Origin of the sequence: Bacteroides sp. 224 (assembly GCF_010500995.1) — a bacterium.
Lineage (GTDB): Bacteria > Bacteroidota > Bacteroidia > Bacteroidales > Bacteroidaceae > Bacteroides.
Genome location: NZ_QVMK01000125.1, coordinates 1 through 303 on the forward strand (window position 1 = coordinate 1; position 303 = coordinate 303).

General features: G+C 42.9%; 1 protein-coding gene. It reads right to left on the reverse strand.

Annotation, left to right across the window (positions count from 1 at the left end; all coding sequences use genetic code 11):
• Positions 1 to 117: 117 nt before the first annotated feature.
• Positions 118 to 303 (reverse strand): hypothetical protein (locus D0T60_RS18610; protein WP_163219986.1); only part of this gene is annotated, 186 nt, incomplete at its 5' end.

A 303-nucleotide genomic window follows, 5' to 3' on the forward strand; every position in this document is an offset into this window, starting at 1 on the left:
AAGGGAAAGAGGAACTCATTCAGGCTATTATAAAGATACAAAGAAACCTCGAATCTGTAAATACAATAACAGGCAATCTGGTGTTGCCCGGAGATGTGGCCTCTTTTAAACCAAGAGTCATTTAAGGTGGAGAGAGTCTATATAGAAGAGGAGGGAGCCACCTACTTCTCGCGGCGATACACGTCCTACGGCTACTTTGGAAATAATACGTTCCAGATCGCCTATCAAATGAAGTTGCTCTTCGCCCGTCAATTCTTTTAAACGATTTAGCAAGGTTTCATAATCGCTCTCAACAGAAGGGTC